This is a genomic window from Gordonia sp. McavH-238-E (assembly GCF_022348225.1).
Classification (GTDB): domain Bacteria; phylum Actinomycetota; class Actinomycetes; order Mycobacteriales; family Mycobacteriaceae; genus Gordonia; species Gordonia terrae.
The window spans coordinates 1-26997 of the sequence record NZ_JAKRFE010000007.1 but is presented as its reverse complement, the minus strand read 5'-3'; the positions used below and the strand labels follow the sequence as shown (position 1 = coordinate 26997).

The following is a 26997-nucleotide window of genomic DNA, read 5'->3' as shown; positions in this document are numbered from 1 at the left end:
GATGGGACGGATCCAGGAGTTCGACACGACGGAGGTCGTCCGGGCCGCCCGCGGGATCTTCTGGCAGCGGGGATACGAGAGCGCGTCCCTGCCCGACCTGGAACGGGCGACCGGAATCGGGCGATCGAGTCTCTATCACGCCTTCGGGTCGAAGCGAGGTCTCTTCGATGCGGCCGTACAGAGCTACCTCGACGAGGTGGTCCGCCCCCGGTTGCGTCCGCTGACCGGCAGCACCATCGCGCCGGACGCCGTCGAGGACTACCTGAACGGGCTGCGATCGTCGCTGAACGACGACACGTCCCCGGCTCGTGAGGGTTGCCTGCTCATCAACACCGCAGGCGCCCCCATCGGGCGCGACGCCGACGTGGCCCGGACCATCGCCGGGTATCGCGCGGAGTTGCGGGGTGCCGTGGGCGCCGGTGTGCGGGCGAGCGCACCCGCGCAGGACGACGCTCGACAGGCTGCACTCGCCGACGCCGTGACGGCGCTGGTCATCGCCGCGCTCGCACTCGTGCGGGTCGTTCCCGAGGAAGCGGCCCGGGGCCTCGACACCGCCGTCGCGCTGGTCCGTGAGGGGCGTCGGACGGCCGGTTCGCAGTCAGTCGCGGTCCGGTGACTCCATGTCCCGCTGATCGATGAGGCCATCACGCGCCCGCTGTTCCTGATACGCCAGCCGGCCGATCCGATGCGCCACGACGGGTGCGGTGATCAGGGCGAAGAGCCCGGCGAGAACGAGCATCCCGCTGTCGACGTTGTCGCCGAGCCGCAGGACCGCACCGAGCAGGATGAGCAGAAGGCCGAAGGTCTGCGGTTTGGTGGCCGCATGCATGCGACTGAGGGTGTCCGGGAAGCGGACGAGTCCGATCGCGGCGGTGACCGCCATCAGGCAGCCGGTGAGGAGCAGCGTCGCGCTGATGATGTCGATGATCATGTCTGGTCGTCCCGTACTCGGAATCGCGCGATCGCGACCGATCCGACGAAGCTGAGCAGAGCCAGGGCCACGATCGCCGGGACGACCGTCGAATCGCGGCTGAACGCGGCCCACGTCCCCAGACCGCACATGCACAGCGCGATGAGCACGTCGAGCGCCACGAGCCGGTCCAGCGTGGTCGGACCGCGCAGGATCCGGACCATCGTCAGCACCGTGGCGACGAGCAGCATGGCTGCCGCGATCGTCCACACGTAGCTCATGAGTCCCCCCGTTCCGTCTCGGCTGGTCGGTGGTCCGGCTCGGGCGCATCGGCGGAGTCGGTGGTCGAGGACGCCGTGTCGACCGAGCGGTCCACCGAGCGGACGTGGTGGAAGTCCTCGTCGATGCCGTGGAACGGACTCGGGTGCCATTCACTGTCGCGCTCGAACGCCTTGATGAACATGCGCTCGACGTAGGCGACCTGATCGTAGAAGGCGCGGACCTTCTTCTCCGATCGGACATCGAAGACGTGAACGTAGAGCATCCGGCGGCGGTGGTCGATCTCCAGGACCATGGTGCCCGGCACCAGGTTCAGGTAGTCGACGGCCAGCGTCAGCACCATGTCGGACTTGATCGCGACGCGCACCCGGACGACCGCACCGAGCGGTGGGCGGCCCGGACGGATGGCCATCCACCCGATCTGCACACTCGACACGAAGAAGTCGACGATCAGGCGGAACACGAGCTGCAGCACCGACAGCGGATGGATGCGGCCCTCGACCGGGACCCGCGGCAACGGCAACACCGTCAGCACCAGCGTCGCCAGCACCACGCCACCGATCACATTGGCCCAGGAGAGCGTGCCCCACAACAGAACCCAGACGAAGGTCAACCACGCGATGGTCCACAACCGGACTGCGACCTCACGACCGTCGCCACCCAGCCACCTCGGCAGGCGGGTGTGCGTCCGCAGCCAGACCAGCGCGCCGACGAAGTGCCAGAAGACGAACAGCAGCGACACCCGCCACACGTTGATGACGAGGGACAGGACCGGCCCCTTGGTCGAGACCACCGGTGCGCGGCGCCTCGGCGCGTCGCCCGATCCCCGGTCGCGTTCGCTCGCGCGTTCCTCGGCGCTCATCGGGAACCACCTTCGCCCAGCACCGCGTCGACGTAGACGGCACGGTCGACGACATCGGTCGCCGCATGGTCGGTGAAGTCGAAGATCGGTCCGGCCCACAGCGTCAGGACGAGTCCCGCCGCCACCATCGCCATCGTCGGCAGCACCATCATCACGGGCATGCGGCCGACGTCCTCGCGGTCGGAGAAGGCGGCGTCGTCGGCGCTCTCGTCGATGAGTGCGGAGGGGCCCTTGTCGGCGAGCTCGCCTTCGGGGGCGTCGGCGCGCGGCCGCCAGAAGCCCTTGGTCCAGATGCGGGCCATGACGTAGAGCGTGAGGAGGCTGGTGACCACCGAGCCGGCGACGAGAATCCAGGCCAGCACGGACCCGTCCTGGGTGCCGGCCTCGAGGAGCGCGACCTTGCCGATGAAGCCGGAGAACGGCGGGATGCCGCCGAGGTTCAGCGCGGGCACCAGGAACAGCACGGCCAGCAGAGGACTGGCGATGAGTCCGCCGAGTCGGCGGAGCGACGCCGAGCCGGCTTGCCGTTCGATCAGCCCGACGACCAGGAAGAGGGTCGTCTGCACGAGGATGTGGTGGGCGACGTAGTAGATCGCCGCCGACATCCCGAGGTCGGAGGACAGCGCGATGCCGAAGATCATGTAGCCGATGTGGCTGACGAGGGTGAAGGACAGCAGCCGTTTGATGTCGGCCTGGGCGATCGCGCCGAAGATGCCCACGAGCATCGTCAACAGTCCGGCGACCAGCATCACCGTGTCCATCGAGCCGCCGGGGAACAGCAGTGAGTGCGCGCGCACGATCGCGTAGACGCCGACCTTGGTGAGCAGACCGGCGAACACGGCGGTGACCGGTGCCGGGGCGGTGGGGTAGGAGTCGGGCAGCCAGGTCGACAGCGGGAACACCGCGGCCTTGATGCCGAACGCGACGAGCAACACCGCGAACAGCGCGTTGCGGGTCCCGTCGGGGACGTCGTCGAGGCGGACGGCCATCTCGGCGAGGTTCAGGGTGCCGGTGGTGGCGTAGGCGAACGCGATGCCCGCCAGGAAGATCAGCGACGACACCATCGAGACCATCACGTACGAGGCGCCCGCACGGACGCGCTCGGCACTGGCACCCAGGGTGAGTAGCACGTAACTCGCGGTCAGCAGGATCTCGAACGAGACGTACAGGTTGAACAGATCGCCGGCGAGGAACGCGTTGCACACGCCGGCGGTCAGGATCAGATAGGTCGGCAGGAAGATCGACGTCGGCTGCTGCGCCGTACCGTCCCGGATACCCTGACCGATCGCGTAGACGATGACGCACAGCAGCACGATCGTCGACACGACGAGCATGAGCGCCGCGAGCTGATCGACGACCAGCGTGATGCCGAGTGGTCCATTGGGTTTGCCCTTGTCGCCCCACCCGCCGATCGCGACCGCGAAGGTGCCGTGGCGATCGGTGAGGTAGAGCATGATGCACGACGCCACGAAAGCGACCGTGATGGCGACGATCGACACGAATCGCTGGATCTTGGGACTGCGTCCGAGCAACAGCGAGATGGCGGCGGCGCCCAGCGGCACGAGGGTGGGCAGGGTGATCAGGACCGGAATCCACGACTCTTGCGGGGTCATCGGTCACCCCCGTCCTCGTCGGCATGCTTCTTCTTGTCCGGCCCGACCACGTCGCGGTCCGGCATCTCGTGCTGGTCGATGACGTCGGGGTCGGCGTCGTCCTCGCCGGACCCGTCGGGAGGTGCGGTGGCAGCCTTTTGTCCCACCTCATCCGGACCGAGTTCGCCTGGTCCGTACACATCCGGCCCCGCCTCGCGGGCGGCACTCTGCTCGGTGGTCTCGGGGTCCGGTTCTTCCTCCGCGCCGCCGATCTCGTCGACGACGTCGGAGTCGGTCGGCATGATGTCGGTCTCGTACAGCGCGGCCTGACGGGCGGCGGCCTGCTCCGGGGTCAGGGGATTGCCCTTGTCGTCGAAGTAGTCGCCGGTGGGCGTGTCCGAGTGGGTCAGGGGATCGTCGCTGCGATCGCGGTCGGGCGCCGTGCCCAGGGACCCGCTCAGGATCTTGACGTCCTCCTCGTCGTCCTCGACGTCGTCGTCGTCGCGGTTGATCACGAACAACCGGTAGACCAGTGCGAGCACGAAGGCGGCGACGCCCATCATGATGACGATCGCCGTCAGGACCATGCCCTGGGCGAGTGGATCGGCGTCGGACGCGCGGTTCTCCGACGAGCGGCCCATGATCGGCGGATTCCCCATGCCGCCGGACACGACGATGATCATCAGGTTGAGCGCGTTGCCGACGAGCAGGAGTCCGAACAGCATCCGGACCAGGCTGCGTTCCATCAGCAGGTACACCCCGCACGCCGCCATCGCGCCGACGACCAGCATCAGCGGCAGATTGGTGGTCATCGGCTCACCTGCCCGCCGGCCGCGTTCGCTGCCTCGCCGGTGGTGTCACCGGTGGCGGCGCCGCTGCTCGAGGTGCCATCGCCGGAGTCGCTGATCCGCGCCGCGGTGCGGGCGATCGTGGTCTCCACGTCGAGCCGCGCGCCGAGACTGCGCAGCACGTCGAGCACGAGACCGACCACGATCAGGTAGATGCCGAGATCGAAGAACAGAGCGGTGACGAACTTGATGTCGCCGAGGACGGGCACGGTGACCTCGAAGACCGCCGACGACAGCGCGGGCGCACCGAGGAACATCGAGACGATCGCGGTCGTCGCGGAGACGGCGAGGCCGGCACCCAGGATGCGGCCGGGTTCGATCGGCAGGGCTTCCCCGAGTTCGTAGCGTCCGCCCGCGAGGTAGCGCAGCACGAGCGCGAGACCCATGGTCAGGCCACCCGCGAAACCGCCGCCCGGCGCATTGTGACCGGCATAGAAGAAGTAGATCGACAGCACCACCATCGTCGGGAACAGCAGGCGGGTCGTGGCCTCCAGCACCATCGACCGGTGGCGCGGGTCGCGCAACCCGGAACCGAGCAGCCACGTGGTGCGGTCCGGTGGGACGTGATCGTCGTCGTCCCCGTTGTCGCCGGCCTGCAACCGGGCGGCGTCGGCCACGCGTGGCGCGGCCCCGAACCGGCGGTTGCGGAAGACCATCGATGCCACGCCCGTGGCGGCCGCGATGAGCACCGACACCTCGCCGAGGGTGTCCCAGGCGCGGATGTCGACGAGCAGGACGTTGACCGCGTTGGCGCCGTGACCGAAGTCGTAGGCGGCCTCCGGGAGATCGACGTGAAGCGGTTCGGTCGAACGTGCCGACGCCGCGAACAGGCCGATGAGCACCAGCATGGCGCCGAAGGCGAGTCCGATCAGGGCGCGCAGCGGCTTGAACCCGGTGGCGTGACGCTTCTCCGGTTCGGCGGGCAGCTTGCGCAGTACGAGCACGAAGATGACCAGGGTCAGTGTCTCCACCAGGAACTGGGTGAGTGCGAGGTCGGGTGCGCCGTACAGCGCGAACAGCATCGCGCAGCCGTAACCGGTGATGCCGACGACGAGCGTGGCCGCCAGGCGGTTGCGGAGCAGGACGGCGGACAGCGACGCGGCGACGATGCAGCCGCCGATCACCCATTGGACCGGGGTGGCGGTGTAGTCGATGCTCAACCGATCGCGAGCGCCGGCGAACAGGACGATCGTCGGCAGCAGGATCGCGGTGCACAGGATGACGCCCTGTGTGACCGGCAGCGAACCGCGCTGGGTGTTGCGGGTCAGCAGCAGCGACAAGGTGTCGGCGCCGCGCAGCGTCGCGTCGTAGATGCGGTCGGCGTTCACCAGCGGGCGGAAGCCGAAGACCCGGTCACGAACACGCCGGACGCCGAGGAACAGCGCAGCTCCGCCGACGATGACGATGATCGAGAAGACGACGGGCAGGCCGAACCCGTGCCACAGTGCGAGATGCTCGAGTTCGTGCCCGTAACCGTTGAGGGTCTCCGCATACGGTTCGAAGAGGCCGCCGAGCTGGGGACTGAACACGCCCGCCGCCACACCGGCAGCGGCGAGGGCGACCGGCGAGAAGTAGAACGGCCACGTCGGCGGGTGCATCTTGGCGACCGCCGGACTCGGGGTGTTGCGTACCTTGCGGCCGAACGCGCCCCACAGGAAGCGGAGCGTGTAGGCGCAGGTGATGATCGAGCCGACCAGCAGGACGATGTCGACGGCGTGCGCCTGCCAGGAGACGAATGCGCCGGTCTCCCACACCGACGCGAAGGCCGTCTCCTTGCCGACGAATCCGAGGGTGATCGGGATGCCGGCCATGCTGGCCCCGGCGACGGCGGCCGTGACGGCCAGTCCCGGGAGTCGATGACCGAGGCGCGCGAGCTTGCGGACATCGCGGGTACCCGTCGAGTGGTCGATGATGCCGACGACCATGAACAGCGACGCCTTGAACAGAGCGTGTGCGACCAGCATGGCGATGCCGGCCATGGCGACGTTCGCGTCGCCGATGCCGACGAGCACCGCCATGAAACCGAGCTGCGACACGGTGCCGAACGCCAGGATGAGTTTGAGGTCGAGTTCGCGCAACGAACGCCACCCGCCGAGCACCATCGTCACCAGGCCGAGTCCGACCACGGCGACCTGCCAGCTGATCGTCACCGAGAATGCGGGGGCCAGCCGGGCGATGAGGTAGATGCCCGCCTTGACCATCGCCGCCGCGTGCAGGTAGGCGCTGACCGGGGTGGGCGCGGCCATCGCGCCGGGCAGCCAGAAGTGGAACGGGACGATGGCCGACTTGGTGAGGGCGCCGATGAGCAGGAGCACGACCGCGATGTCGACGTAGACGCCGGTGGGCGGGGCCGAGATGATCTCGGACAGCAGGTAGGTGCCCGACCGCTCGCCGAGCATGATGATGCCGACGAGCATCGCCAGACCGCCGAAGGTGGTGACCAGCAGGGCCTGCGTGGCGGATCGTCGAGCCGTCGCGCGCACCCCGTAGAAGCCGACGAGCATGAACGAGAGCACGGTGGTGAGCTCCCAGAACACGTAGAGCACGAGCATGTTGTCGGAGATGACGAGTCCGAACATGGCCGCGGCGAAGGCGACCATCTCGCCGCCGAACACCGCGACCCGGGGGCGGGCGTCGTCGAAGTAGTGGGCGCAGTAGCAGAGCACGAGCGCGCCGACCCCGAGGATGAGTACCGACAGGATCGCCGTCAGGGTGTCGAATCGGGTGACGATGTCCATCTGGAGCGATGGAACCCAGCTGACCGTCTCGACCCGGGCGGCGGCCGCGTCGGCCGGCGGCCAGTTGGCGATCACCCAGATCAGACCACCGAGCGGCGCGAGCGCGAGGACGTAGAAACCGCGGGTGCCCATCCAGTGGATGACTGCGGGCGCGACGAGTGCGCACACTGCCAACGCAGCCAACACAGTGATCAAAAGGGCACTCCGTCTTTCTCCCGGCGGGGTGTCACGGGCGAACACCCGCGGTCGCTACTTTACCGTTGCCCGTATGTTCCGGTTCGACTGGCTCCGGCGTACCGCCGTCATCACCGCTGCTGTCCTGCTGGTATTCGGCCTCGTCGCTGGGTGCGCGGACGAGGAACAGGCCGGTCCGGACGGTGTCCCGCTGCCGTCGGACTTCCCGGTCACCCAGGTGCCGCTCATCGACGGCCACGTGCTCTCCGCCGGGGGCAGCCGCTCCGACGGCTGGGAGGTCACGGTGCAGGGTCCGGTGAACGCCGGCAACCAGCTCGAGGCCGCGACCGACACACTGGCCGAGGCGGGCTTCGCCGAGTCGCACCGCTCGACCGAGGGCGGCCAGTCGGTGGTCGTGATGTCGGCGACCAAGGAGGGTGCGACCTACTGGGTCCAGATCGGCGCGTCCCCACAGGCCGCGGGCGGCGGCTCGTCGGTCTTTTATCTGGTCAACGTGGAGTAGCGCGCACCGCGGGGGTTCCATCACGACGTTCGGCTGTGGTCCACGATCGCGATCGGGCAGCGCGTGCGATGCTGCGCCGCGCGTGCGACCGATCCCGCCCAGGCGGCGAAGGTGCTCCCTGCGCGTGGTCGGGTGACGACGAGCAACGACGCCTGCGGAACCGCCTCCCCGACGGCCCGGGACGGGTTGCCGTTGACCAGTTGCAGCGTCGTGGCGCAACCGGGGAAGCGCCGGCGCCACGGTGCGAGCAGCGCGTCGGCCCGCGCGTACACGGACTCGATTTGGGCGGGAGGAGCCGCGTCGGATATCGCACACACCACCGCCACCGCGCTGCCCGTGCCACCGGCGTACTCGAACGCGGTCGACAGGGCGAGGTCGGAAGGGGCGTCGACGTCGATCGCGGCGACGACCGGACCGCCGGTTGCGAGGTTGCCGTACGGGACGGTCACGACGGTGCAGTGCGAGCGCCCCGAGAGCGCGGAGCTGATGCTCCCGGTGGTGAGACGCTCGATCAGTCCGGGCCGGTGGTGACCCACGACCATCAGATCGACCTGGCTCGACAAGCGCGTGAGGAGCGGGATCGCGAAGTCGTGCTCGACGACGGTGTCGATGCGCAGGCCGGGATGGTGTGCGCCGAGGCGGGTGGCCACCGCGGACAGGTGGTCGACCGCTGCCCGCCGCGTGGCGGCCACGTCGAAGTCGAGCTCGAACTCGCTGAGAGGTTGCAGCGCCCCGGCGGCCGCGAATCCGTGGATCAACACCAGGCGGTCCCCGACGCGGGCCGAGGCGGCCGCCCAGCGGGCGGCCGCCTCGGATTCGGGACTCAGGTCCACCCCGACGGCGATGGTGTTCATCGCGTGCGGGTGGGGTCGCCCGTTCGCGTGTCGGCGACGGACCCGGTGACGTCTTCCTGCGGTCCCTCGGCGGGGGCGAAAGCCTGCGGCGCCGATGCGGCGATGGCTGCCTCCTCCGCGCGCCGTTCCTCGTCGCTGCTCATCGTCTTGAGGGCGACCTCCTTGATGAGCGTGATGGCGATGAAGCTCAGCGCCGCCATGACTGCCGCGACCAGGAAGATCCGGGCCGTTCCGTCGCCGTACGCACCGCGGACGATGGCCGCGATCGGAGCCGGCAGCTCGTTCAGATTGGCCAGGCCGGCCGCGCCGCCACCGGTCTGTCCGGACCCGATGCCCAGGGCCCCGAGACCCTTGGCGATGAGATCGGTGACGTGGTTGGACAGGATCGCACCGAGCACCGACACACCTGCGGCGCCGCCGAGTGAGCGGAAGAAGGTGACCGTCGAGGTCGCCGCGCCGAGGTTGTCCGGGCTGACGTTGTTCTGCACCGCGAGAACCAGGTTCTGCATCGTCATGCCCATGCCGCAGCCGAGAACGAACAGGAATGCACCGACCAGGACCATGTCCGTGTGCGCGTCGATCGTCGCGAGCAGGCCGAAGCCGATCGTCATCATCGCGGCACCGGCGACGAGGAATCGCTTCCACCGTCCGTACCGGGTGATCAGGTTGCCGGAGACGGTCGCCGACAGCATCGAACCGATGACCATCGGGAGGGTCAGCAGGCCGGCCGCGGTGGGCGAGTACCCGCGGGCGATCTGGAAGTACTGGCCGAGGAAGACCGCGCCGCCGAAGAGAGCGACACCGACGCCGATGCTGGCGAGGGTCGCCAGGGCGGTGGTGCGATCCCGGAAGATGTGCAGCGGGATGATCGGGCTGGACACCTTCGACTCGACGACGACCGCGGCGACGAGCAGCGCCACACCGAGCGCGACGAGCCCGTACGAGGTCAGCGACGCCCAGTCGAAGTTCTTACCGGCCAGCGTGACCCAGATCAGCAGGGTGCTGACACCGGAGGCGATGAGCGCGGCGCCGAGGTAGTCGATGCTGACCTTCTTGCGCACGACCGGAACATTCAGCGTTCGCTGGATGACGACGAGGGCGAGGACGGCGAGCGGTACGCAGACGTAGAACGTCCAGCGCCAGCCGAGCCAACTGGTGTCGACGATGACGCCGCCGATGAGCGGACCGGCAACGGTCGCGACAGACATCACCGCGGCCATCGGGCCCTGGTACCGGCCTCGTTCGCGCGGGCTGAACATCGTCGCGACGACGATGACGACCAGCGCCTGCAGACCGCCGAGGCCCAGACCCTGGATGACGCGGAAGCCGATCAGCATGTCGACCGAGGTGGAGAGTCCGGCGAGGACCGAACCCAGGGTGAACAGGAACAGGGCGCCCTGCACCAGCAGCTTCTTGCTGACCAGGTCGGCGAACTTGCCCCAGATGGGCGTGGTGGCCGTGGACGCGAGCAGTGTCGCGGTGATGACCCAGGTGTACTGGTCCTGGGTGCCGTGCAGATCGGTGATGATCGTCGGCAGGGCGTTGGACACCACGGTCGAGGACAGGAACGCGACGAACATGCCGAGCAGGAGGCCGATGAGGGCCTCGATCTTCTGGCGATGGGTCATCGGCACGTCTTCGACCGGCGCCACCGCGGATGCGGGTGCACTCATAGAACAAACCTCCGAGAAAGAAAGCTGCCCGCGACGAGGAGACGAGCGGGCTGCGAATCGGCGCGCACGGCGGCGCACCCGATTGGTTGATTGATGCAACTATAAAGCGTGATGGTTGCAACCAACAACTATCGGAGGTTATTCCGGGTGTGTTCCGGGACTCACCCGGCCGGCGAAGGGACCTCGGCTGTGGTCAGTCGAGGCGGCGCTCGGCGTAGGCCTTCAGGTCGGCGACCTGTGCGGGGTCGAGCGACGGGCGGACCCGCTTGCGGGCTTCGTCGACGTCGGCGACGGTCACCGCGGCGGCATCGATGTCGCGACGCATGGCCGACAGCGCCGCCTCGCGCAGCAGCGCCGAACAGTCCGCCGCCGAATAGCCCTCGAGATCGGTGGCGAGTTCGTCGAGGTCGACGCCGTCGAGCGGGACGTCGCGACCGGTGGCGCGCAGGATGTCCCCGCGGGCGTCGGCGTCGGGCGGCGGCACGAAGACGAGTCGTTCCAACCGTCCGGGGCGCAGCAACGCCGGGTCGATGAGGTCGGGACGGTTCGTCGCGCCGAGAACGACGACGTCTTGGAGTGGTTCGACGCCGTCGAGTTCGGTGAGCAGTGCGGCGACCACGCGGTCGCCGACACCGGAGTCGGTGGACTGCCCGCGGCGCGGGGCCAGCGCGTCGACCTCGTCGAGGAAGATCAGCGACGGTGCCGACTCGCGGGCCCGTGCGAACAGGTCCCGCACCGCCTTCTCCGACGATCCGACCCACTTGTCCATCAGCTCAGCGCCTTTGACCGTGTGCACCGACAGCTGACCCGACGCCGCGAGGGCGCGGACGACGAAGGTCTTGCCGCAGCCGGGCGGACCGAACAGCAGGACCCCGCGCGGCGGATCGACGCCGAGTCGGGCGAAGGTGTCGGGGTGTTGCAGCGGCCACAGGACCGCTTCGGTCAGGGCCTGTTTCGTCTCGACCATGTCGCCGACGTCGGCGAGGGTGATCGAGCCCAGCGCGACTTCGGGGGAATCCGAGCGGGACACCGGCCGGATGACGTCGAGGGCGCCGACGAGGTCCTCGGTGCGCAGCGACGGCGCAGACTTCTCGGCACTCGCGCGGGTGGCAGCCCGGAGGGCGGCCTCGCGGGCGAGTGCGGCGAGATCGCCGGCGACGAAGCCGGGGGTTCGCGAGGCGACCGACGTGAGGTCGAGATCGCCGTCGGTCGGGACGTTCGACAGGATCGCCGACAGCAACCGCGCGCGGGTGGCGGCATCGGGCAGACCGATGACCAGTTCGCGGTCGCACAGCGACGGATCGCGCAACCGCGCGTCGAGGCGGACCGGTTCGGCGGTGGTCGCGACGAGCGCGATGCGCCCGTCGGCGATGCCGGAGCGCAGTTCATCGAGGATGAGGGCGCCCACCGGCTCGGGTTCGGCGGGCAGCAGCGCGTCGACATCGGTGATCAGCAGGACGCCGCCCCCCGATCGGGTGCGGGCCACCGCGTCGGCGACTGCCCGTAGTCGCGCGGTGGCCTCGAGGGCTCCGACCGTCGGCCCGTCGACCGTCACCAGCGCGCGCGACGCGCACACCGAGCGCACGAGCGTCGCCTTGCCGCCGCCGGCCGGGCCGGTCACCAGGACGCCGAGACGCGGTGTCGCGCCGAGGGTGCGCAGGACCTCCGGTTCGTCGAGGGTGATGGTCAGCCACTCGGTGAGTTTGGTGATCTGGGAGTCGACGCCGACGAGCTCCGACACCGGCCGGACCGGGACGTCCTGCTCGCGGGCGGGCTCGCGGACAGGGGTGGGCGCGGCGACCGGTCGCGGGCGGGAGTCGGACTCCGACACCATGCCGAGTGCGCCGGGGATGCCGGGTGACCCCGGCCAGGTCCGGTCGCCGAGCGGCGGCACCTCGCCCGCGGTCGTCGACCACAGCACGGCGGTGTTGGTCTGCACGCTGACCGGTGCCGACACCTGGTCACCCGTGGGCGGGCCCGGCTCGGTCGCGGTGACGGTCAGCAACTCGGTGGTCCAGGTGATCCCGACCGACCGGGCCAGCGCGCGCGTGGCCTCGGTGGCCGCGAGTTCGGGACCGAGGTCGCGGGGGAGCAGCGAGACGGCGTCACCGACGGACAGGACCTTGCCCAGCAGCGCGCGGCGCAGCGTCGACTCGGTGATCGACTGGGTGGCCAGCACCGAACCGCTCACCACCACCCGGCTCGCGCCCTGCACCTCGACAGGTGCGAGAACGACCGGCGAGTTCTCCCGGACACCGGCATTGGAGAAGGCGATCTCGTCGAGAAGGGCCACCCCGGTCGGCGCGGTCGGCTCGGTCGCGGCCACCACGGCAGCCGTGACGCGTGCGCCGGTGATCGACACCGCATCCCACTCCCGCAGCGAGAGAGCCGTCAGCACCTCGGGATGCACGCGGATGATGCCGCGCCGGGCCTCGGCCGCCGAGGGATTGTGGCGCGCCGTCAGGGTGAGGGATGCGGGTGTGCTCATTCGGGCTCGCTTTCGGTCGTCCCGCCGGTCGTGCGGGGCGCGGTGACGCCGGGGCCGGTGGGGCGGTTCAGGCCCAGGCGGCCGAGCGAGTTGATGACCGGCCGCCGGCGCCGGCCACCGGGAGACGCGGTGCGCAGGGCCCGACGCTGGGCACGACGTTCGGCCGGTTTGTCATCCCAATGCTCGGGCCGGGAGGCGACCCAGCGACGTGCGCGCCACGCGAACGGGATGTGCACTGCGTACCCGGCGATAGCGATCATCATCAGCACGTAGGGAAAGGTCACCAGCAGTGCCGCGGCCGCGGCGACGAGCACCAGCAGGCCGGCCACCGCGCCGGGCGGGATCGAGGCGGTCTTGAGCGAGGAGGTCGGGATGCGGCTCACGGCCATGAACGCGACGAGGATCAACCACCCGCCCACGGCCGGCAGCGAGGTCCACCACCCGTCACCGAACTGTTGTTCCAGCCCGATCGGCAGGAGTGCGCAGATCGCCGCGGCGGGCGCGGGGACACCGGCGAAGAAGTCCTTGGTGTACGCCGGTGCCTCGTCGTCGTCGAGCAGGGTGTTGAATCTCGCGAGCCGCAGCACGATGGCGCAGCAGTAGATCAGCGCGAGCACCCAGCCGAGGTCGTGCCCGTCGATGAAGTGGAAGTAGATGATCATCGCCGGGACCACACCGAAGTTGATCGCGTCGGCCAGTGAGTCGATCTCGGCGCCGATGCGGCTCGTCGCTCCCATCAGGCGTGCGACCCGGCCGTCGATGCCGTCGAGGAACGCGGCCGCGACCAGGAGCGCCATCGCGGTGTCGACGTCGCCGTTGATGGCCGACCGCATGGCGGTGAGGCCCGCGCAGATCGCGAGGATCGTCAGCGAGGACGGGATGACGATGCGGCTGGCCTGTGCCTGGCGGCGCAGACGACGGCGCTCCGGCTCCTTCCGCGGAACCGGGTGCGCCTGTGCGTGTCGGCTGGCCGAGCGTGCTGTCGGGGTCCGGGCGGTGCGCGAGCCGGGTCGTCGACGCCCGGGGGTCGTGCCGGATGAGGTCATGTCGGTCGGGTTCACCGGGCCGGAGTTCACTGATCCAGGTACGCGAACGGGGTCTCGCCGCCCACCGCGCGCTGGCCGACCGAGACGCGGGGCCGGGTGCCGGCCGGGAAATAGACGTCGACCCGCGAGCCGAATCGGATCAGCCCGTAGGTCTCACCGAGCGCCAGCGAGTCCCCGACCGTCGGCTCGCACACGATCCGCCGCGCGATGAGACCGGCGATCTGCACGACCGCCAGCTCGGGGCCGGGTGCGCCGCCTGCGGCGGTGGTGCGGATGGTCATCGTGGTGCGCTCGTTGTCGCGACTGGCCTCGGGGAGGTCGGCGGAGACGAACGCGCCCGGCGTGTGGGTCACGGCGGTCACCGTGCCCGCGATCGGCACGCGCTGCACGTGGACGTCGAAGATCGACAGGAACGTCGAGACCCGGGGCAGCGGCTGCGTGCCCAGGCCGGACTCGGCGGGCGGGACGGCCTCGTCGACCAGGGCGATGGTGCCGTCCGCGGGCGCGACCACCACCCCGGGCTCGGTGGGCGGAACCCGCTTCGGATGCCGGAAGAAGGCCGCGCACGCCCCGGCGGTCAGAGCGGCCGGCCGGGCGATCCAGCGGTGCCTGCGACCCAGCAGGGCAACGGCGGCCGGAGCGGCGACGAACGGCACACCGGCTGGATGGATCGGGGGGATGGTCTCTCGGGCCAGATCGAGAAAATGGGCGACACGGCCGGTGTCACCGGAGCCGTCCGGACGCGGACGTCGGGCCACGATCAACCTCCTCTGGCCTGTGTCCAGGCCGGGTACTCGGTGCGCACCGCATCGCCGGGTGCCTCGGCGTCCACTCTAGAGCGCTGCCCCCGCGGGCCTCGTCGTCAGCGCAGGACCAGCACTTCCACCAGCGTTCCGGCCTCGACTGACTCGACGTCGGCGGGGATGTCGATCAGTGCGTCGGCCTCGGCCAGGTAGCGCAGGTGATGGGAGGCGGGTGGGCCGATCGGATCGACCCCGACGGCTCCGTCGAGGTGCCCCGCGTCGAGTACGCCGCGCAGGAACTGTCGTTTGCCGCGGGGTGAGCGGATGTCGGCGCCGAGGCGGGCCTCGACCCGCTCCCGGTCGGCCGGCAGGGCCATCGCGGCGCGCAGGGCCGGCCGGATGAAGACCTCGAAGGACACGAGCGCACTGACGGGGTTGCCCGGCAGGGTGATGATCGGTACCCGCGTCCCACGCGTCGAGGGGAAGTGGCCGCAGCCCTGGGGCATTCCCGGCTGCATCGCCACCTTCACGAACTCGACGGTCCCCGTCGCCGACAGTGCGTCTTTGACCACCTCGAAGGCGCCGGCGCTGACGCCGCCGGAGGTGATGATCAGATCGGCGTCGTCGGCGACCTCGTCGAGCCGCGCGGCGAAGTCCGCGGTGTTGTCGGGAACGAAGTGGAGGTGACGACCGATCGCGCCGGCCTCGGTGACCGCGGCGGTCAGCATGGCGCCGTTGGACTCGTAGATCTGACCGTGGCGCAACGGTTTTCCGGGCTCCACGAGTTCGGAACCGGTGGACAGCACGACGACGCGCAATCGTCGGGCGACGGTGACCTCGGCGATACCCAGTGCCGCCAGCAAGCCGATCTGCGGCGCGCCGATCACCGTGCCGGCCGGCAGCGCGCGGGTGCCGAACTCGATGTCGGAGCCCCCGCGCCGGATGTGCTTGCCCCGCTCGGGCGCCGCGGTGAAGGTGACCGTCGGCGCGGCTGCCACCGGCCCGACCACGGCGTCGGTCAGTTCGACCGGGACGACCGCATCGGCGCCCGCGGGCATCGGGGCGCCGGTCATGATGCGGTGTGCGGTCCCCGGTTCGAGCGTCAGGTCGTCGGTGCGGCCGGCGGGGATGTCCGCGGCGACCGGTAAGGTGACCGGTGAATCGGTGCTCGCGTCCGCGAGATCGGCGGCGCGAACGGCGAATCCGTCCATCGCGGAGTTGTCGAAGCCGGGCAGGGACAGCGGGGCGTCGACATCGGTGAACGTGGCGAGGCCCAGCGATTGCGGCACTGCGACCGTCGACGGTGCGGGCGCGCCGAACAAGGCCGCGACGACGCGCTGATGCTCTACGACGGTACGCATGGGCTCAGCATGCCAGGTGCCGCCGCGGGCGCCGCCGCGGTCCCGGCAGGTGGCCGGGCCTGTCCTGCGACTCAGCTGCCCGAGGACTACATTCGTGCGCATGGCGCTGGGTCTGCTGCTCGACATCGACGGGGTGATGGTCACCTCGTGGCGGGCGCTGCCGGGCGCGGTGGAGGCGATCGCCGAACTCGCCGATCAGGGCATCCCACGGATGTTCCTGACCAACACGACGTCCCGGTCGCGCGGGGAGATCGCCGAGGCGCTGAACGAATGCGGTTTCGAGGTGGAGTCGGACGAGATCCTGTCGGCGGCCAAGCTGACCGCCGAACACGTCGCCGCGGCGTATCCGGGCAAGCGGGTATGGGTGCTCAACGAGGGGCCGATCGCCGAGGACATGACCGGCGTGGAGCTGACCGACGATCCGGCCTCGGCCGAGGTGGTGGTACTCGGCGGCGCCGGTTCGGTGTTCACCCACGCGGCATTGTCGAAGGTCCTGGAGATGCTGCTCGACGGCATCCCGGTGATCGCGATGCACCGGTCGATGACCTGGTCGACGTCGGCCGGTCTGAGCATTGACACCGGGGTGTACCTCGAGGGCCTCGAAAAGGCCTCGGGCGCAAAGATCAAGGCGATCGGCAAGCCCTCGCCGGTCGGTTTCCGGGCGGCCACCGAGATCCTGGGTCTCGAGCCGACGCAGGTGGTCATGGTCGGCGACGACATGCACAACGACGTCCTGGGAGCCCAGGCCGCGGCGCTGATCGGGGTGCTGGTGCGCACCGGCAAGTTCCGCGAGGAGGCGCTGCATGCGTTGCAGCGTGACGAGTTCGGGCCCTACCCCGACCACATCATCGACTCGGTGGCCGACCTCCCCGAGCTCATCAACAAGCTCAGCGGAACCTGATCCCCGCGCCCTGAGGAGCGAGCTTGCGAGCGTCCCCCGCTCCCTGAGGAGCGAGCTTGCGAGCGTCTCGAAGGGTCAGTTGGACTCGGCGGCGCGCTTGATCTTGCCGAGCGTCTCGGCCATCCCGAGCTTGAGTTCCTCTTCGAACGAGTCGGCCCCACCGAAGAGCTTGTCCACGAGCACCGACGAGACCTTGGTGGTCGATCCGTTGACCTCACGGCGCTCGGTGACCGTGACGCCGGCGTCCTTCGGGGTGATGGTGTAGCTCCAGATGGTGTGGTTTTCCGCGACCCGGAAACCGAGTTCCTGGTTGGGGGTGAAGCGCACGACCTTGGAGGTGGTCGGCCACACCAGCGGGCCCCGGCGGTTGATGTTGATGGTCTTGGTCCCCAACCCGACGGTGCCGCCGCGGATGATCATCTTCTTGCACTGGGGGCTCCACTCGCCCATGCGCTTGAGATCGGAGATCACCGACCACACCTGCTCGGGGGTGGCGTCGATGTCGATGGATTCCTCGATGAGTGCTGCGGTCATGGTCGCTCACCCTATGGGCTTGTTGGCCGAGGGTCAATAAGCATGTTCGGGTGCCTGAGTCAACCCCGGAAAACGCGTGGACCAGCGGTGTCGCCCCGAACTCAGACCAGCAGGGTCATCCCGATGACGGCGCCCACGGCGACGAACACCGCGGCCGTGATCCACCCCGCGGGATGCTCGTCGGCGGCCCTCCGGCCGGTGCCGAGGGAGTCGGCAGTGTCGTCGGCGCCCGGCGCCCCGTCGAACAGCAGGGTCCCGAGCTTGCCGGGCGTGAGCCAGTCGATCAGTACGAACGACCACATCATGACCGCGATCGCCAAGACCGAGTAGGCGACGGTGTAGAGCAATGCGCGCCACAGCTCGAGGAGTTCGGTGTCGACGACCGAACAGACCAGCACGATCGCGAGACCGATGACCATCGACGTGGTCAGCAGCACCGCGTTGCGGTTGTGTTCGATCCACACCAGCTGCCGCAGCCGGCCGGGCGTCACCAGGTCGAGTGCCGCGAATCCCAGGATGAGCAGGGCGATGCCGACCAGACTGAACGACGCGCCCGCGGCCAGATTGTCCCGCAGCAGTTCCATCCGGATTCCTCTCGCCTCACGACACCGTCAGCGGGCGGTCGCCCGACAACGACTTCAGCGAAGGTCCGTACGCGGGAAGCGCAGAAGGACCTTCGCTGAAGGACAGTAGCCGGGGCACAGCCCCCGCAGCACCCCTCCGGAGCGTGTCCGGGGGAGATCGGCGTGTCAGCCGACGCTGAGCATGTCGTAGGAGTCGACGTTCTCCGCCAGGCGGGTCACATGGTCCGACGCGTCGCCGAGGGTATGGCTGATCGCGGTCAGTCGGCTGACGTAGTGGGCGATGGGGTACTCGGCGGTCATGCCGATACCGCCGTGCATCTGGATCGCTTCCTGGCCGACCAGACGCGCGGACCGGCAGATCTGCAGCTTCGCCCGCGACGCGATGATCGGGTCGGCGATGCCGTCGGCGAGCGCCGAAGTCGCATACAGGCTCAGGCTGCGCGCCAGTTCGAGCTGGACGTACATGTCGGCGGCCCGGTGGGTGAGCGCCTGGAACGACGACAGGGTGACGCCGAACTGCTTGCGCGACTTGAGGTATTCGACGGTGAGATCGAGGCTGCGCTCCATCGCGCCGACGGCCTCGGCGCACAGCGCCGTCTGGATGCCGACCTCCGCATCGGCGATCGTCTGCGAGGCGTCGCCGTCGCCGAGGCGCGTGGCCTTGGCATCGGTGAACTCGATCTGCGCACCGCGCCGACGATCGTGGGTCCGGTAGGGGGTGCGGGTGACGCCCTCGGCGTCGGCGTCGATGAGGTAGAGGCCGACGCCCTTGTCGTCGCGGGCCGACACGACCAGCTTGGCTGCGCAATCGCCGTGTCCGACAAGGCTCTTGGTTCCGTTCAGGACGCCGTCGGCCGACGCGGTGGTCTCGACCCGGGCCTCCGGCCACCGGTCACCGGGCTCGGTGTGGGCGAAAGCCATCAGGAGTTCGCCGGATGCCAGTGCGGTCCGCAGCTCGGCGCGGGTCGCGTCGTCGGCGAGGCCGAGGAGCGAGCCGGGGACGAGGACCGAGTCGAGGTAGGGCTCCGGAGCCAGTGCGCGGCCGAGTTCGGTCATCACACTGGTGAATTCGACGGGCCCGGCATCCATGCCGCCCTCGTTCTCCGGGAAGGTGAGGCCGAGGATGCCGATCTCGGCCAGCGACTTCCACACCTTCTCGCTCCAGCCGAGATCGGTGTCGGTGACCTTGCGCAGCGTCTCGACGTCGTAGGTCTTGGTGAGGACTTCGCGAACGGTGTCGCGCAGCATCCCCTGCTCTTCGGAAAGCTCGAAATCCATGGTGTTCCTTAGGTGAAGGTCGGTAAGGGTCGTGGCCGGGGCTCAGAGGCCCAGGACGGCCTTGTCGATGATCTGGCGCTGCACTTCCGACGAGCCGCCGTAGATCGTGACCTTGCGGTAGTTGAGGTAGGTCGGTGCGGCGAGCTGGGCCCACTCGGGGGCGCTCACCTCCGCGCTGCCGTTGGGTGCCGACGCATCGAGCTGGGCGACCGGGAGCGAGTCGGGGCCGGCGATGTCGGCGAGCAGCTCCATCGCGGCCTGCTGCAGCTGGCTGCCGGTGAGCTTGAGCAACGACGACGCCGGGTTCGGCTTGCCGTCGGCCGACGACGCGGCGACACGCAGCTGGGTCAGCTCGAGCGCGAGCAGTTCGTTCTCGACCTCGGCCAGACGCGCGGCGAACAGCGGTTCGTCGAGCAGCGTGCCCTTGGCGGTCCGGGTCTGCTTGGCGAGTTCCTTGGCGCGCGCGAGCTTGGCCTTGGTGTAACCGACGCGGGCGATGCCGTTGCGCTCGTTGCCGAGCAGGAACTTGGCCTGCGTCCAGCCGCTGTTCTCCTCGCCGACCATGTTCTCGGCGGGTACGCGGACGTCGTTGAAGAAGACCTCGTTGACCTCGTAGCTGCCGTCGATGAGCTGGATCGGGCGGATCTCGACGCCCGGGGTGTCCATCGGGAACAGGAACATGCTGATGCCGGCCTGCTTCTTGACATCGGGGTTCGTGCGCGCGAGGCAGAAGATCCAATCGGCGAACTGGCCGAGCGTGGTCCACGTCTTCTGTCCGTTGATGACGTAGTCGTCGCCATCGCGAACCGCGCGGGTCTTGAGCGAGGCCAGGTCCGAACCGGCCTCGGGCTCGGAGAAGCCCTGGCACCACCAGATGTCGAGGTTCGCGGTCTTGGCGAGGAAGCGTTCCTTCATCTCGTCGGACCCGAACTGGGCGATGACCGGACCGATCATGCCGACGTTGAAAGGGAGCATGTCGGGGACGAACGCGAGGCTCATCTCCTCGCGGTAGATGTGGTGCTGGATCGGGGTCCAGTCCTTGCCGCCGTACTCCGCGGGCCAGCTCGGGGTGGCCACACCGTGCTCGTTGAGGATGCGCGTCGTGGTGACGAGGTCCTCCGGGTAGTTGAGTTTGCCCTCTTCGCACCGCTTGCGAACGTCTTCGGGGACCTTGGCGAAGATTCCGCGCAACTCCTCGCGGAAGGCCTCTTCTTCAGGACTGAATGTCAGCTGCATGGGTTCTTCTCTACTCCTGTCGAGGGTGTCCGTACTCCGGGCGGTGTGGCCGAACCGGGGACCTCTGCCGTGTGCCTCCCGGCTGGGGAGACCCAGCCGGTTCACGAATGACTAAGCGCTTGCTTAGTGATAGGTTGCACTATGCCGCGCGGGCCGGAGGCTGTCAATCACGGGTCCGTTGCGATGACCAGTCCGACCGTTTCGAGAGGGTGACGATGGGCCCGTCCGCCGATCCGGCGTCGCAAACGCGGCCGATGGCCGCTCGGGCCCGGCTCCTGCGTGCCGCCGTCGAGGCGTTCGCCGCGAAGGGGTTCAACGGCACCACCACGAGGGACATCGCCAACGGTGCGCAGATGAGCTCAGCAGCGGTCTACGTGCACTTCCGCTCCAAGGAGGAGCTGCTGTTCGAGATCTCGGACGCGGGGCACCGTGCCATTCTCGCGGCGATCGACGACGCCGACGATCCGTCGGCGTCGCCCGGTGACCGGCTGCGGGCGATCGTCCACGCGTTCACCGAGCACCACGCGCGCGAACACGTGGGGGGTCGGGTGGTGAACTACGAGCTGAACGCGCTCGCGCCCGACCATCTCGGCACCGTGATGGCCATGCGCCGCGAGATCACCCGGCGGGTGCGCGCGATCGTCGACGCCGGCATCGGCAACGGGGACTTCGCCGTTGCCGATTCGCTCGCCACCACCAACGCGATGCTGTCCATGGGTATCGACGTCGCGCGGTGGTATCGCGACGGGGGTTCGCTCTCGCCCGAGGAGATGGGGGACTTCTACGCGGAGCTGGCCACTCGGATGGTCGGGTGGCGACCGACCGTCGCGGAGTGACTCAGCCCTTGCATGCCGGTTCCGGTTGCGCCGCAGCGTCTTCGGCGGAATCGCGGACTGCTGTCGTCGCCCGGCGGCGCATCGTCACCGCGAATGTCGCCGCGATCATCACCATCGCGAGGACATAGCCGACGTAACCGATGATGGTGTCGCGCAAGCCGATGTGCGACACGACGATTCCGGCGATCACGGCCGGGACGCTGAAGGCGAGGTAGCTCGCCACGAACACCGACGAGAAGACCTGACCGCGCTGGGCGGGCGGGGTCGCGGCGGTGATGTTGTCCATCGCGGAGAGGAAGGTGGCGGCCCAGCCCGAGCCGGCCACGATCGAGCCGACGATGTAGAGAGGCAGGGATTCCGCCAGGACCCCGGCCAGTGAGATCACCACACCGGCGGCGAGTGCGGGGAGACCGTATGCCGCCTTGACCGTCGACGGGCGATCGGTGATGAACAGGGACGTGAGGGCCGCGCAGGCGAAGAAGACGAACAGGATCGCGCCCGCCGCGCCGTGGTTGTCCACGCCGAAGACGCGTGAGACGACCGACGAGCCGAGGGAGAGATACAGGCCGCCGAGGGACCAGGTGGCGACGAGCGCGGGGACGGATGCCAGGAACACCGTGCGGACCTCGCGGGGCACGCGCACCTGCGGCGCGAGCGTGCCCGCCAGGTGTCGTCGGGAGTCGAAGCCGATCCGTTCGCGTGTCTCCGGGACGATGAGCAGGGCGATCAACAGCGCGGCGAACAGGCCGAGGATGATCTCGTAGATCAGGACGCGGGGCGCGGGTGCGTATTCGACGAGCACACCGGCCACGGCGACGCCGCTCGCCAGGCCGATCGCCGGTGCCGCGCCGACGATCGTCGAACCGATCCGAGCCGAGGGCTGCAGATCGACCGTTGTCGCGGTCAACGTGCCCATCGCCGCCCCGGTGGCCAGGCCTTGGAGGGCGCGGGCGGCAAGCAGCGTGCCGACGTCCTGGGCGACGACGAACAGCACCATGCTCGCGATGAGCAGGACGAGCGCGACGGCGAGAACGGGCCGCCGGCCGACATGATCGGAAAGAGACCCGACCGTGAGGAGGCTCAACAGCATGGTGAGCACGTACACCGCGAACACCAGCGTCAGCGTGAGCGCGGAGAACCCCCAGAGTTCCTGGTAGACGGGATACAGCGGTGACGGTGCCGCGGACGCGAACAGGACCATCATGTAGGTGGCCGCGATCAGCCAGAACGCGCGATGGGGGTGAAGTGGCGCCACGAGGTCTCCTTAAAGCAAACAGAGTTGCATTCAGAAACTAGCCCGGACTGTGTTCCAAAAGCAATCAGCTTTGCAATAATGGCGTCCATGACGACCGCCCGCACTTCCGACGAGCCGACTCCTGGCGGCCCCGCCGCGCCGACCCGGCGTCCCGGTGGTCGCAGCGCGCGCGTGCAATCGGCGGTCTACACGGCTGTCGGTCAGCTCGTCGGCGCCGGACGCCGCGAGACGATGACGATCCCGGAGGTCGCCGAACTCGCCGGGGTCAACCCGACCAGCATCTATCGACGGTGGCGGTCGATCGACGCACTGCTCGGCGAGGTGGCGGTCGCGGCGCTGACGCAGGGCGAACCGCTGCCCGACACCGGCACCCTTGCCGGGGATCTCGCGGAGTGGGCGCAGATCATCGCCGCCGACATCGCGCGTCCCAAGCGCCGGGCCTACCTGCGCGCCATGGTCGCGGCCCGCGAGGACATCGTCGAGGTCTGCCCCTGCTGGGAGATCAGGCGCGAGCACGCCGAGCAGATGATCGCGCGGGCGCAGAAGCGCGGTGAACCCACGCCGTCCGTGCGCCAGGTGCTCGATCACGTGATCGCCCCGCTGTACCACCACGCGGTGTTCGGGCTCGCCCTCGACGCCGATCACGCCTCGGACCTCGTGGGTGACGTCTTGTCGATGATCGGGGTTGCGCCGAGACGGTAGGGTCCGGGCATGAAACACGTCCACGCGTTCACCGACGACGCACTCGGCGAGCACGACGCGGTCGGCATCGCCGACGCGATCTCCTCTGGCCAGATCTCCGCAGCGGAAGCGGTCGAGGCCGCCATCGCCCGCATCGACGCCGTCAACCCGCATCTCAACGCGATCGCCTTCGACGATCGTGAGCGCGCTCGGAAGCGTGCCGTCGACAACGACTTCCCGCTGGGATCGTTCATCGGGGTGCCGTCGATCATCAAGAACAACACCGACTTCGCGGGACTGCCGACCCGCCATGGTTCGGCGGCGGTGCCGCCGCGGCCGGCCGAGGCCAACGAGGCCTTCACCAATCAGTTCCTGTCCAGCGGGGTGAACGTCGTCGGGGCGTCGACGATGCCCGCCTTCGGGCTGACCTCGACGACGGAATTCGTCGACCGCGAGCCGACGCGCAATCCGTGGGACACCGACTATTCCTCGGGTGGTTCGTCGGGTGGTTCGGCGGCGCTCGTCGCCGCCGGTGCGCTACCGATCGCGCACGCGAACGACGGTGGCGGGTCGATCCGGATCCCTGCCGCCATCTGTGGTCTGGTGGGGCTCAAGCCGAGTCGCGGGCGGGTCGAGTCGTCGAAGGAGACGCGGGACGCTCCGATCGACCTGGTGTCCAACGGCATCGTCAGTCGCTCGGTGCGGGACACGGCGCGCTTCCTCGCCGACACACAGGGTTTCCGGCCCGCACCCGGGATGCCGCCGATCGGTGTGGTCGACGGTCCGGGCACGAAGCGGTTGAAGATCGCGCTGATCACCGAGCCGCTGACCGGGGCGCTGCTCGACCGCGAGACCCAACGGTGCGTTGCCGAGGCCGCCGAACTCGTCGAGTCGCTGGGCCACCGCACCGAGATGGTGCCGTTGCCGGTCGATCGCGACTACGTCCGGGACTTCATCGACTACTGGTCATTGCTGGCCCTGGCGCTGGACCGGTTCGGAAAGCGGGTCGTCGACAAGGGCTTCGACCGCTCGCAGGTCGACTCCTTAACCCGCGGGTTGTCGCGGAGCGCCCTCCGGCACTTCTACCGGCTCCCCGGCGCGGTTCGCGGGCTGAAGAAGTCGACCGCCACGATCCGGGGTCTGCACGACACCTTCGACGTGATCCTCACCCCGACCGTCGTCCATACAACCCCCGAGATCGGATATCTCGATCCGGCAATCGAATTCGACGAGGCGATGGACCGGCTGACGAAGTTCATCGCGTTCACCCCGGCCAACAACACCGCGGGCACCCCGGCGATCAGTTTGCCACTCGGACAGACGGAGTCGGGTATGCCGGTGGGCATCCACTTCGCCGCCGACCTCGGCCAGGAGCGCACCCTCCTCGAATTGGCCTTCGAACTCGAAGCCGCCAAGCCGTTCGCGCGGATCCAGGACGCCTGAGTCCCGGGGTTGATTGTGTTCCCGCGGTTCCGTTTCCGTTCCGCTTATTGGATCCGATAAGCGCGACGGGAGCAGGGCCGCGGGAGTTCGGATGGGTCTGGGGATGCGCGACCGCGCAAGATGCCGAACTCCGATAGTCTCCCCCCGGGCAGCACCGATTGTGTGCTCGGTCGACGGGGGTTGGGGATGGGCCAGAACGGAAGCACTGGGGAGTCGGGAACGGTCGACGCTGCCGATCCCGTCGACGACACGACGGGTCGCGGCTCACAGAGGTCGGCCGCCGTATCCCGCTCGACTGGTTATGTGATCGCATTCCTCGCGGTTGCTGGGATCGTGCTTTCTGGACTGGCTTTCGTCCAGCGGGTTCCATCGGGCCGGGTGTCTGGCGGATTCTGGACCGGACCAGAGTGGGCCGCAACGACACTCCTACTCGGGGCGTCGCTCGCATTGTCGCTTCTGGTTGGTGCCGCACTGCTCTGTTTTGTCGGTCGCGGTGTGGCGATCGGGTCTGCATGTGTCTCGGGCGCCTGCCTCGCCTATGCGGTCCGATCGGAGACCATGGACGGCATCGCAGCGCTGACCGGGGGCCCAGGTGGACACGACGTGGTCCGATCGGTCACCGCGGCCTGGGCGTGCCTACTCGCCGCCGGAATCGTGGCGATGGTTCGACGAGGTCGGTTGTCCGCGAGAGAGATCGGAGCGACGACCGGTGTCGCCCTGGTCGCCACCCTGGCGGTGGGCCTCGTGCCGTTGGAGCACCGAGGGGCTGCACCGGTCGAAGCCGTCCACATTCCCGAAGTGCCGCCCTCGGCCGGCGGGGACGTCGCTTACCGAGTGGATGACGTCGACCCCTGGCCCATCACCCCAGCAGGCCCGGGCTTCGCCGCAGTCGTCGAAGGCGTCCTGGTCGCCTACGACGGCACGACGGGCCGACCACGGTGGAGCCACACCTCCGATGGCGTCGGTGCGGCGAATTGCGCCGAACGAGGGTTCGATCGCATCACCAGCACCGGAACCGGAACCGAATCGGTGGTTGTGGTCAGCTGCGACTTCGTCCGCGCAGGGCGGAAAGGGTATTTCACGACCGGGATCGACGCCATGACCGGACGAATTCTCTGGACAAACGATTCGTCGTGGATTCTGGTGTCCGACGTTCCACGTGCCGGACAGGTCGATCGGCCGTTGGCGGTGATTCGTGACGGCGAGATAGCAGTCCTCGAGCCCCGGAGCGGAGAAGTCAGATGGCAGCGACGTGTGTCGCCGTCGACCGGACGGGATGAACCCAGCCCGCATCCGCGTTCGGTGTCCGCTACCGGTGCCCATGTCGTCCACGTGGCCCCGGACGACGGTCACGTGAAAGTCGTCGCTTTCGACGCACTGACCGGTGTTGATCGGACCCATCGCATCGCGATCACGGCAGCGGATGAGCGGCTCGACGTCACCGTTGGCGAAACAGGCGACTCCGAGTTCGTGGCTCACCTGTGGGACGTCGATGACGTCCCCCGGTCATTGGTGGTCTCCATCGCGAACGGGGACCACGAGCCGGTCGACAGATGGTGGTGGGGTTCAGATGCCCGAGGGCGTCGTATGTCGGGGATCTCCGTGAGTCCCCAGCCGTCCTGGTTCGTGTACGGCGACAAGCCGGGGGTGGCAATCATCAGACGCCTGGACTCCGACGTGACGACCCGCGCCGTGATCCCGACCGGCACCGGTTGGCCAAGGGATCCGATCCCGGAGTCGCAGACCTGGGTTCTTCTGCACGACTCCGTGGTGACGGCCCAACTGGAGAGACCTCTCGATAGCCCGAGGCGGTACGACCTGACCACAATCCACCCGGACGGTTCGATCACGTTCGTGCCCTCGCCGTGCGGGACGGCCACGGGCGGCGTGATACCCGTGCCGGGAGCCGTGCTGGTCGCATGCTTCGGCGAGCCCGGTGACCCCAATGCGCCGGTGAGCGTGGCGGCACTTCGACCGGAGTAGTCGAGTACCCACAAACCCACCCCTTTTCCTGAAACCCACCGCCTCGCATGGACTGCTCCCCGGGAGTTGGACTGAAAATCAGTTTCGACTACCCGGGGAGAGTTGTATGCATCCACGTAGTTCGTTGTCGGTGGAGCAGCGTGAGCGGGCGGTAGCCTTCTTCGAGGAAGGCTTC

24 protein-coding genes are annotated in these 26997 nt (G+C 68.9%); 7 read left to right on the top strand and 17 right to left on the bottom strand.

What is annotated here, in order from left to right:
* Position 1 precedes the first annotated feature (1 nt).
* Positions 2–616: a TetR/AcrR family transcriptional regulator gene (locus tag MHN80_RS11665; RefSeq protein WP_239401815.1), complete on the top strand. Its 615-nt coding sequence runs from the start codon at positions 2–4 to the stop codon at positions 614–616.
* Here MHN80_RS11665 and mnhG read toward each other — a convergent pair.
* The 6 genes from mnhG to MHN80_RS11635 are packed head-to-tail and all read right to left on the bottom strand — an operon-like array spanning position 599 to position 7424.
* Positions 599–931, bottom strand: coding sequence for a monovalent cation/H(+) antiporter subunit G (gene mnhG, locus MHN80_RS11660; RefSeq protein ID WP_004022819.1), 333 nt, complete (start codon positions 929–931; stop codon positions 599–601). The genes MHN80_RS11665 and mnhG overlap by 18 nt on opposite strands.
* Positions 928–1191: a monovalent cation/H+ antiporter complex subunit F gene (locus tag MHN80_RS11655; protein WP_004022820.1), complete on the bottom strand. Its 264-nt coding sequence runs from the start codon at positions 1189–1191 to the stop codon at positions 928–930. Before MHN80_RS11655 ends, mnhG begins: the two co-directional genes overlap by 4 nt.
* Entirely contained in the window at positions 1188–2051 is an 864-nt protein-coding gene (locus MHN80_RS11650; RefSeq protein WP_239401813.1) for a Na+/H+ antiporter subunit E, read from the bottom strand. The genes MHN80_RS11655 and MHN80_RS11650 overlap by 4 nt, the downstream gene beginning before the upstream one ends.
* Positions 2048–3664: a Na+/H+ antiporter subunit D gene (locus tag MHN80_RS11645; RefSeq protein ID WP_004022822.1), complete on the bottom strand. Its 1617-nt coding sequence runs from the start codon at positions 3662–3664 to the stop codon at positions 2048–2050. Before MHN80_RS11645 ends, MHN80_RS11650 begins: the two co-directional genes overlap by 4 nt.
* Positions 3661–4455 carry a Na(+)/H(+) antiporter subunit C gene (locus MHN80_RS11640; protein ID WP_064571460.1) on the bottom strand — a complete coding sequence of 265 codons (795 nt, stop codon included), beginning with the start codon at positions 4453–4455 and terminating at the stop codon, positions 3661–3663. The genes MHN80_RS11645 and MHN80_RS11640 overlap by 4 nt, the downstream gene beginning before the upstream one ends.
* Positions 4452–7424 (bottom strand): Na+/H+ antiporter subunit A, encoded by a 2973-nt coding sequence (locus MHN80_RS11635; RefSeq protein WP_239401811.1) that lies wholly within the window; start codon positions 7422–7424, stop codon positions 4452–4454. The genes MHN80_RS11640 and MHN80_RS11635 overlap by 4 nt, the downstream gene beginning before the upstream one ends.
* 73 nt (positions 7425–7497) lie before the next feature.
* On the opposite strand from MHN80_RS11635, the gene MHN80_RS11630 reads away from it, so the two are divergent.
* Positions 7498–7926: a hypothetical protein gene (locus MHN80_RS11630; protein WP_004022825.1), complete on the top strand. Its 429-nt coding sequence runs from the start codon at positions 7498–7500 to the stop codon at positions 7924–7926.
* A 20-nt stretch (positions 7927–7946) separates the two neighbouring features.
* Here the strand turns inward: MHN80_RS11630 and MHN80_RS11625 are convergent, their stop codons facing one another.
* The 6 genes from MHN80_RS11625 to glp all read right to left on the bottom strand — a co-directional run bounded on the left by MHN80_RS11625 (position 7947) and on the right by glp (position 16091).
* Complete coding sequence (locus MHN80_RS11625) at positions 7947–8780, bottom strand: universal stress protein (RefSeq protein ID WP_239401809.1); 834 nt, start codon at positions 8778–8780, stop codon at positions 7947–7949.
* On the bottom strand, positions 8777–10453 hold the full coding sequence (locus MHN80_RS11620) for an MDR family MFS transporter (protein WP_064571457.1): 1677 nt from the start codon (positions 10451–10453) through the stop codon (positions 8777–8779). Before MHN80_RS11620 ends, MHN80_RS11625 begins: the two co-directional genes overlap by 4 nt.
* Before the next feature lie 193 nt (positions 10454–10646).
* On the bottom strand, positions 10647–12941 hold the full coding sequence (locus MHN80_RS11615) for an AAA family ATPase (protein WP_239401807.1): 2295 nt from the start codon (positions 12939–12941) through the stop codon (positions 10647–10649).
* The gene (locus MHN80_RS11610) at positions 12938–13987 is read right to left on the bottom strand and encodes a phosphatidylcholine/phosphatidylserine synthase (protein ID WP_239401805.1); all 1050 of its coding nucleotides are present in this window, start codon (positions 13985–13987) and stop codon (positions 12938–12940) included. The genes MHN80_RS11615 and MHN80_RS11610 overlap by 4 nt, the downstream gene beginning before the upstream one ends.
* A gap of 26 nt (positions 13988–14013) precedes the next feature.
* The gene (locus MHN80_RS11605; RefSeq protein ID WP_101822593.1) at positions 14014–14745 is read right to left on the bottom strand and encodes a phosphatidylserine decarboxylase; all 732 of its coding nucleotides are present in this window, start codon (positions 14743–14745) and stop codon (positions 14014–14016) included.
* Positions 14746–14849: 104 nt separating this feature from the next.
* On the bottom strand, positions 14850–16091 hold the full coding sequence (gene glp, locus MHN80_RS11600) for a gephyrin-like molybdotransferase Glp (RefSeq protein ID WP_239401803.1): 1242 nt from the start codon (positions 16089–16091) through the stop codon (positions 14850–14852).
* A 100-nt stretch (positions 16092–16191) separates the two neighbouring features.
* On the opposite strand from glp, the gene MHN80_RS11595 reads away from it, so the two are divergent.
* Positions 16192–16992, top strand: coding sequence for an HAD-IIA family hydrolase (locus tag MHN80_RS11595; protein ID WP_239401801.1), 801 nt, complete (start codon positions 16192–16194; stop codon positions 16990–16992).
* Positions 16993–17067: 75 nt separating this feature from the next.
* On the opposite strand, the gene MHN80_RS11590 is transcribed toward MHN80_RS11595, so the two are convergent.
* The 4 genes from MHN80_RS11590 to MHN80_RS11575 all read right to left on the bottom strand — a co-directional run bounded on the left by MHN80_RS11590 (position 17068) and on the right by MHN80_RS11575 (position 20624).
* Positions 17068–17526 carry an SRPBCC family protein gene (locus MHN80_RS11590; RefSeq protein WP_004022833.1) on the bottom strand — a complete coding sequence of 153 codons (459 nt, stop codon included), beginning with the start codon at positions 17524–17526 and terminating at the stop codon, positions 17068–17070.
* Positions 17527–17627: 101 nt separating this feature from the next.
* Positions 17628–18110 carry a DUF350 domain-containing protein gene (locus MHN80_RS11585; RefSeq protein ID WP_239401799.1) on the bottom strand — a complete coding sequence of 161 codons (483 nt, stop codon included), beginning with the start codon at positions 18108–18110 and terminating at the stop codon, positions 17628–17630.
* 165 nt (positions 18111–18275) lie between these two features.
* Positions 18276–19388 carry an acyl-CoA dehydrogenase family protein gene (locus MHN80_RS11580; protein WP_239401797.1) on the bottom strand — a complete coding sequence of 371 codons (1113 nt, stop codon included), beginning with the start codon at positions 19386–19388 and terminating at the stop codon, positions 18276–18278.
* A 42-nt stretch (positions 19389–19430) separates the two neighbouring features.
* Positions 19431–20624 (bottom strand): acyl-CoA dehydrogenase family protein, encoded by a 1194-nt coding sequence (locus MHN80_RS11575; RefSeq protein ID WP_239401795.1) that lies wholly within the window; start codon positions 20622–20624, stop codon positions 19431–19433.
* Positions 20625–20839: 215 nt separating this feature from the next.
* Here MHN80_RS11575 and MHN80_RS11570 point away from each other — a divergent pair, with 215 nt between their 5' ends.
* Positions 20840–21460 carry a TetR/AcrR family transcriptional regulator gene (locus MHN80_RS11570; protein WP_004022837.1) on the top strand — a complete coding sequence of 207 codons (621 nt, stop codon included), beginning with the start codon at positions 20840–20842 and terminating at the stop codon, positions 21458–21460.
* A gap of 1 nt (position 21461) precedes the next feature.
* Here the strand turns inward: MHN80_RS11570 and MHN80_RS11565 are convergent, their stop codons facing one another.
* Positions 21462–22715, bottom strand: coding sequence for an MFS transporter (locus tag MHN80_RS11565; RefSeq protein WP_239401793.1), 1254 nt, complete (start codon positions 22713–22715; stop codon positions 21462–21464).
* An 87-nt stretch (positions 22716–22802) separates the two neighbouring features.
* On the opposite strand from MHN80_RS11565, the gene MHN80_RS11560 reads away from it, so the two are divergent.
* The 3 genes from MHN80_RS11560 to MHN80_RS11550 all read left to right on the top strand — a co-directional run bounded on the left by MHN80_RS11560 (position 22803) and on the right by MHN80_RS11550 (position 26822).
* On the top strand, positions 22803–23417 hold the full coding sequence (locus tag MHN80_RS11560; protein ID WP_239401791.1) for a TetR/AcrR family transcriptional regulator: 615 nt from the start codon (positions 22803–22805) through the stop codon (positions 23415–23417).
* Between the two features lie 9 nt (positions 23418–23426).
* Positions 23427–24839: an amidase gene (locus MHN80_RS11555; protein WP_239401789.1), complete on the top strand. Its 1413-nt coding sequence runs from the start codon at positions 23427–23429 to the stop codon at positions 24837–24839.
* Positions 24840–25334: 495 nt separating this feature from the next.
* The gene (locus MHN80_RS11550; protein ID WP_239401787.1) at positions 25335–26822 is read left to right on the top strand and encodes a PQQ-binding-like beta-propeller repeat protein; all 1488 of its coding nucleotides are present in this window, start codon (positions 25335–25337) and stop codon (positions 26820–26822) included.
* Positions 26823–26997: the final 175 nt, after the last annotated feature.